Raw genomic sequence first — 5,923 nt, 5'->3', positions numbered from 1 at the left:
CACCTTACCGCCCATATTATTATGTCGTATTTAAAATGACGTCTCTTAAAATATTCATAAAGCTTATCTATAACAATTTATTACTCTATTCCTTATATACTATATTCCCTATTTGCAACAGTGCCGAGTTAGGTATTACGCTTGCAACAAGTCAAAAAACAGCTATAGAAAAAGCACTTCAGCATAAGTTGATGGTTATTACGGGTGGACCAGGGACAGGAAAAACTACCTTGGTTAACTCATTACTTAAAACATTATCTACGCAGAATTTAAATATTAAACTATGTGCACCCACTGGTAGAGCAGCTAAACGCTTAAGTGAAAGCACAGGACTCGAGGTTACCACTATACATAGATTGCTTGAGATCGACCCTGTTTACGGAGGGTTTAAACGTAATGAGGATTCACCATTACTGTGCGATTATCTGGTAATAGATGAAGCTTCAATGGTTGATATATCACTATTGTATGCATTATTAAAAGCCATTCCACACACTTCAGCATTACTAATAGTTGGCGATGTAGATCCACTGCCTGCTGTAGGTGCTGGGCAAGTATTAAAAGATATTATAAATTCTAGAGTGATACCGACGGTCAAGTTAACTGAAATATTTAGACAAGCAGCAACAAGCAATATTATTATTAATGCTCATCGAGTGAATCATGGTATCTTACCTGATCTTACACAGACAAACAAAGAATCAGATTTTTATTTTATAGAAGCAGAACATGGAGAAGATATCATTAATAAAATTATTATGATGATAAGGGAGCGTATACCAAATAAATTTAATCTTAACCCCATAAATGATATTCAATTATTATGTCCTATGCAAAGAGGCGGCGTAGGAGCTAGATCATTAAATATTGAGTTACAGAAAATACTAAATCCAAACTATAGCAGTGGCATAACAAAATTTGGTCAAACTTTTGCTATTGGCGATAAAGTTATGCAAACAGAAAATAATTATGATAAGGAAGTCTATAATGGTGATATAGGAGTTATTAATAATATTAATGAGCAGGACCAAGAAATTACAATAAACTTTTATAACCGTGATGTTGTTTATGATTATAGTGATCTTGATCAAATTACTTTAGCCTATGCTACTACAATACACAAATCTCAAGGTTCAGAATATCCAGCAATAATCATTCCACTAACTATGCAGAGTTACATGATGCTTAAACGTAACGTAATTTAATTTACACAGCTATTACTCGCGGTAAGAATCTAGTTATAATAATTGGGCAAAAGAAAGCACTAGCTATAGCTGTTAAGGATAATAAAACTTCGTTGCGTTATTCAAAACTGAAGGAATGGTTAATTGGTTAGATAGCATGAAATATATTAGTACGGAAAACATTTGTTTTACGACATAGTCTCTATCATCTATTTACAAATCCCAAAAAATAGGTTATTTATATACGGTAAACACTGTCGTATTGCAACACTGTACGACAATCAACAAAAAATGGTTTTTCATACATGTTAGTCGGATATATGAGAGTTTCTAGCGAAAATGATCGCCAAGTGTTCGATCTTCAATATGATGCACTTATTAAAGAAGGCGTTGATCCAAGACATATTTTTCAAGACAAGATAAGCGGAGCAAAAGATAATAGACAAGGATTACAAGAAGCTCTTGATTATCTCAAAGATGGTGATTGCCTTATTGTATGGAAGTTAGATAGGTTAGGACGATCATTGTCACAGTTAATTACTTTGATTGATGGCTTTAAGAAGAAAAATATTGGCTTTAAATCCATAACCGAACAAATGGATACCACAACGCCTCATGGTGAATTCTTATTCAGTGTGTTTGGAGCTCTTGCTCAATATGAACGAGCACTTACTAAAGAAAGAATTATGGCAGGTTTGAAATCTGCTAAACAAAGAGGTAAAACAGGAGGAAGACCACGAGCTATTTCACCTGAAAAAATGCAAGCAATTAGTGAAGCACTGAAATCCGGCACAAGCAAAGCAGCAATATGCCGAACATTCAATGTCAAAAGAACTACTCTTTATGATAATTTAGAAAAAATGATTGATTGCAATTCTTTATGACCACTTTGACCCTTTCCTAACATTTTACCCTACTTTTGAGAACTTTACAATATTAATGGCATCATAATGTCCAAAACCTCAATTTTAACGGTTTTAACTATAACACAATTCATAGATGCGACAGAACCAGGGGCGCAGTTCATTTTAACGTGACAATACCATCCAAACATCATATAATCTTTGTAACAGTTGGCACGTTTAAGCCAAAAACTGGTTACTGCGTAATATCAGTAATTAATTTAAATATGTAGCTTTTATGGAAGATTTAAGTTGTTGGCAAGAAAAGTTTAAAGTTTGCATTTATGCTAAAAGGCTAATTAACAAAATTGAGTATTTAAACACCGAAGTAGAAAAGCCGGTAAGTATAGAAGAAGTCAAAAAAGCTATTTACTATGCCCGTAAATATCATGGTTTACAAATGCGTCAGTCAGGAGAGCCATATTACTCTCACCCATTAGAAGTAGCGTATATGGTTGCAGAATATACGGTCACAAATATGCAAGACTCGTTTAGAACTGATATGATAGTAACTAGCATACTACATGATACGATAGAGGATACAGCACTTAGCAAAGAGAAAATAACCGAAGCATTTGGGGAGCAAGTAGCAAATCAAGTACAAGATTTAACAAGAGTGAAAGAATACGGCAAGATTAGTTCAGCAGAAATGATAGAAATGTTATATGAAGAGCAAAAACTTGATATGCTGTTAATCAAGCTTTTTGATCGACTACATAATATGCAAACAATTAATGCGAAATCACCTGAAAAAATTCAAAAAACTGTACAAGAAACTATTAGTCGCTTTCTAAGTCTAAGCATCTATTTTAAATTAGATAATATTGTACAAATATTGCTTGAAATACAAAGTAATATTACGCAAGAGCAGAAGGATTATGAGCAATATTATGATAGGTTCCAGCTTCCTTCTCTAATTTTACAAAGTAAAATACCCCCAGTCCATATCCGATTATCGTAGGTATTATTATTATTGATACCCCCCATTGTCCTAAATATTGTTCAGCATAAATAATACCAAATGAAGTAGTAATATGCATAATAGCGCGAGATACAGCATATATCCAACCACCATAAGTAACTCGTTTAAAAATAGAAATATGTTTGTAAAAAATCGGAGTAGCTGGGTTTGTACTTAAAACAAATAAGATAATAAATGATTGTAGCAAAAATACATCTACTGGGCTATTTATATAATTCCATATATAGGGATAGAATAGGGCAACTGGAAAAAAGATCAATACTTTAGCTTTCAGTATTTTCAGTGGATGTATTCTACAACTTAAATACATTAAAAATATGTAACCTAATAAATTGATTATTGATACATAAAAATTATGATGGATTATCTCTTCTGGTTTATAGCCAAACTGATTTTTCAGTATATTACCAGAGTAAATATAAGCCAAATAGAAACACATTGGCCAACCACACTGGATTAGGAATAATCCAATAATAGCATGTTTTTTAACTGGTGCATGTAGAATCGGATCGTTTTGTAATGTATTAATATTGACTTGCAATTTCTGCATAATATCTTCTAACTGCCGTTTGGCATCTGCAAAGTCTTTGCTTTCTTTTAATGCAGTTCTGGCTATACTGCCAACCAATGCAATACCCGCTCCGATCCAAAATGCTATACGCCAATTTAAGTTATAATATGTGGTAACAAATGCAATAGCTAGAGCTGCTGTTCCGCCTAAGATAGAGAAAATTGCAATTAGCATAACTACAGGATATTGGGCTGGAGGTTTAACCATCTCAGTTAAATAGATTTCTGCTCCTATTATTTCACCCATAGAGGATATGCCTTGTAGCATACGACAGATAGTAACAATTACTGAAGCAGCAATTCCTATTTGGGCATAGGTTGGCACTGTAGCCATAATAACGCAAGAAATAGACATGACGAATGTTGTAAACACTACAATAGTTTTACGACCAATGTGATCACCTATATAGCCAAAAATAAATGCTCCAACTGGTCTTAATACAAAAACAGAACAAAATGCAAAAGCTCCCTGCAATGAAGTCCCAAAAGAATCAGTTTTTGGGAAAAATAGCTCATTAAGTAGTACAGCCATATGCACATAAAGCATAAGGTCGAAATACTCTAAAAATGTGCCTATTGAAAGTAACCCTACTGCCTCTTTTTGTTGTTTTGTCAAGGAAGCAATTGTTGCCTTATCGGCTCTAGTACATGCTGTCATAATATAATTTTTTTAAACTATCTACTCAACTGTAATGGTGATTAATCAATTTGTCCATTTTTTTACAAGATAATTTACAAAATTTATTACACTGATGTATTTTATGCAGGTTTTGTTGCATCTATGAATTGTGTTATAATAAAACTACCAAAAAGATTTCTGTAGTCAATGTTTTATGGTTCTGTCGCATCTATCAAAAATTACAGAAAATGGTAACGACGCTATGCGGGTTTCAAGGCAAAATTTCATTTTATGACAGATGCGACAGAACCACGTAAAACCACCTAAAGGACTTATTTGGCACACTGATAGAGGTAGCCAATATTGTTCTGATAGCCATTTAAAACTGATGAAACAACATGGTATTATACATAGTATGAGCCGTAAAGGAAATTGCTGGGATAATGCTGTTGCTGAAAGTTTTTTTCATACTATAAAAACAGAACTAATTTATCAATATACATTTAAAACTAGAGAGGAAGCAAAGCATGCGAATATATAGAAGTATATTATAACCGCATAAGGATGCATTCAACTAATGACTACCTATCACCGGTGAAATACGAGGAATTACAACAAACTGTCCGGAAAAGTCTTGCCATATAACTTTGAAGTTTGTTAATGATTGATCTCTCTAACTTATCTAGACTTTTACTGAATACTGAATATGCTTCAATGGGCGAAGAACCATGCTGCATTGAGGCATCCCTATTACCAATACCATTAACATCACTATCTGTAATGCTTAACATCTCAGATAATGTATGCATTAATGCTGTACTTGTTTCTGTATTTTTACGAAGACTAGAGAAAAACATTTTGATGGCTTCTGCATACCTTCCAAGTAAGCACAATGTAAGTCCGTTAAAGTAATATGCTGCGTAATTATCAGGATGAGTTTTTATTGCTGATTTAAAGCAAGATAAAGCAGCTCTATAGCATTTGTACTTGTTTGGAGATTTTTTTAGTAACAGTAATTGCTTTCCTAGCTTTAGCTATGCGTCGTCATAACTGCTGAATTTTACAAAATTGATTAATACTGTAATTGTTTTAACATGATAGAATTCTGATGAAGATTGATTATCATATAATATTCTTGAAATATGAGGTTCGGGTAACTTGTAAGCATTGAAAGTATTACAATAGCTAGCAACTAGTTTAGCTCTATTGCCATCACAAGGATAGTGTGATATATTCACATATGACCTCATATTAATTTATGGGTTATTGCATTTACCAGTAAACACGAACCGACCAAAGTTTTAGTGTTTACTGGTTTTTCTTTTTATAAGGTAGTTTCTACTTTATTATCAGCTAAATCCTCTACCTCATATTTCTACTTTATTAAATATATTTTAGTGTGTCAAGAAATATATACTATAGATATAGTATATATATGGTGTATTAATTATAACGATACATTATTTATATATATATATATTATGGTATTTTTATTATATAATATTACAATTAGTATGAGGTATATATCATGAATTATTTAGATATTCGGATGACTGCTGCTGATGCTGCTAAGTTTTTAGGGGTATCACTACAGTTTATTCATAAACAACTAAAACTAAAGAAACTAGGATCTTTCAAATCACAAAATAGAGTGTATTTTGGTCAC

The 5,923-nt window shown here is 32.7% G+C and carries 6 protein-coding genes and 1 pseudogene; 4 read left to right on the top strand and 3 right to left on the bottom strand.

Translation table 11 applies throughout. The features are described from left to right. From recD2 to ACKTSD_RS07395, 3 genes are all read left to right on the top strand, one after another. On the top strand, positions 1–1,205 hold a 1,205-nt coding region (recD2, locus tag ACKTSD_RS07405; protein ID WP_412708672.1), incomplete at its 5' end, for an SF1B family DNA helicase RecD2. Between the two features lie 284 nt (positions 1,206–1,489). Further along, positions 1,490–2,068: a recombinase family protein gene (locus tag ACKTSD_RS07400; RefSeq protein WP_412708671.1), complete on the top strand. Its 579-nt coding sequence runs from the start codon at positions 1,490–1,492 to the stop codon at positions 2,066–2,068. A gap of 256 nt (positions 2,069–2,324) precedes the next feature. Further along, on the top strand, positions 2,325–3,047 hold the full coding sequence (locus ACKTSD_RS07395) for an HD domain-containing protein (RefSeq protein ID WP_412708670.1): 723 nt from the start codon (positions 2,325–2,327) through the stop codon (positions 3,045–3,047). On the opposite strand, the gene ACKTSD_RS07390 is transcribed toward ACKTSD_RS07395, so the two are convergent. After that, on the bottom strand, positions 2,944–4,296 hold the full coding sequence (locus ACKTSD_RS07390; RefSeq protein WP_412708669.1) for an MFS transporter: 1,353 nt from the start codon (positions 4,294–4,296) through the stop codon (positions 2,944–2,946). The two genes, ACKTSD_RS07395 and ACKTSD_RS07390, sit on opposite strands and share 104 nt — an antisense overlap. 262 nt (positions 4,297–4,558) lie before the next feature. Here ACKTSD_RS07390 and ACKTSD_RS07385 point away from each other — a divergent pair. Next, positions 4,559–4,902, top strand: a pseudogene (locus tag ACKTSD_RS07385) (IS3 family transposase); the annotation flags it as partial. Here the strand turns inward: ACKTSD_RS07385 and ACKTSD_RS07380 are convergent. Then, positions 4,839–5,114 carry a hypothetical protein gene (locus tag ACKTSD_RS07380; RefSeq protein WP_412708673.1) on the bottom strand — a complete coding sequence of 92 codons (276 nt, stop codon included), beginning with the start codon at positions 5,112–5,114 and terminating at the stop codon, positions 4,839–4,841. The pseudogene ACKTSD_RS07385 and the gene ACKTSD_RS07380 sit on opposite strands and share 64 nt — an antisense overlap. A 177-nt stretch (positions 5,115–5,291) precedes the next feature. Next, the gene (locus ACKTSD_RS07375) at positions 5,292–5,495 is read right to left on the bottom strand and encodes a hypothetical protein (RefSeq protein WP_412708668.1); all 204 of its coding nucleotides are present in this window, start codon (positions 5,493–5,495) and stop codon (positions 5,292–5,294) included. Between the last annotated feature and the right edge of the window lie 428 nt (positions 5,496–5,923).

It is taken from the genome of Candidatus Rickettsia kedanie, assembly GCF_045865205.1.
Taxonomy (GTDB): Bacteria; Pseudomonadota; Alphaproteobacteria; order Rickettsiales; family Rickettsiaceae; genus Rickettsia; species Rickettsia australis.
The sequence above is the reverse complement of the archived record's forward strand: the minus strand, read 5'-3'. Positions and strand labels throughout refer to the sequence as shown.

Excerpts from the sequence above, each read along its gene's own strand:
- ACKTSD_RS07400 (WP_412708671.1), top strand. The coding sequence starts at position 1,490 with ATGTTAGTCGGATATATGAGAGTTTCTAGCGAAAATGATCGCCAAGTG.
- ACKTSD_RS07395 (WP_412708670.1), top strand. The coding sequence starts at position 2,325 with ATGGAAGATTTAAGTTGTTGGCAAGAAAAGTTTAAAGTTTGCATTTAT.
- ACKTSD_RS07390 (WP_412708669.1), bottom strand. The coding sequence starts at position 4,296 with ATGACAGCATGTACTAGAGCCGATAAGGCAACAATTGCTTCCTTGACA.
- ACKTSD_RS07380 (WP_412708673.1), bottom strand. The coding sequence starts at position 5,114 with ATGTTTTTCTCTAGTCTTCGTAAAAATACAGAAACAAGTACAGCATTA.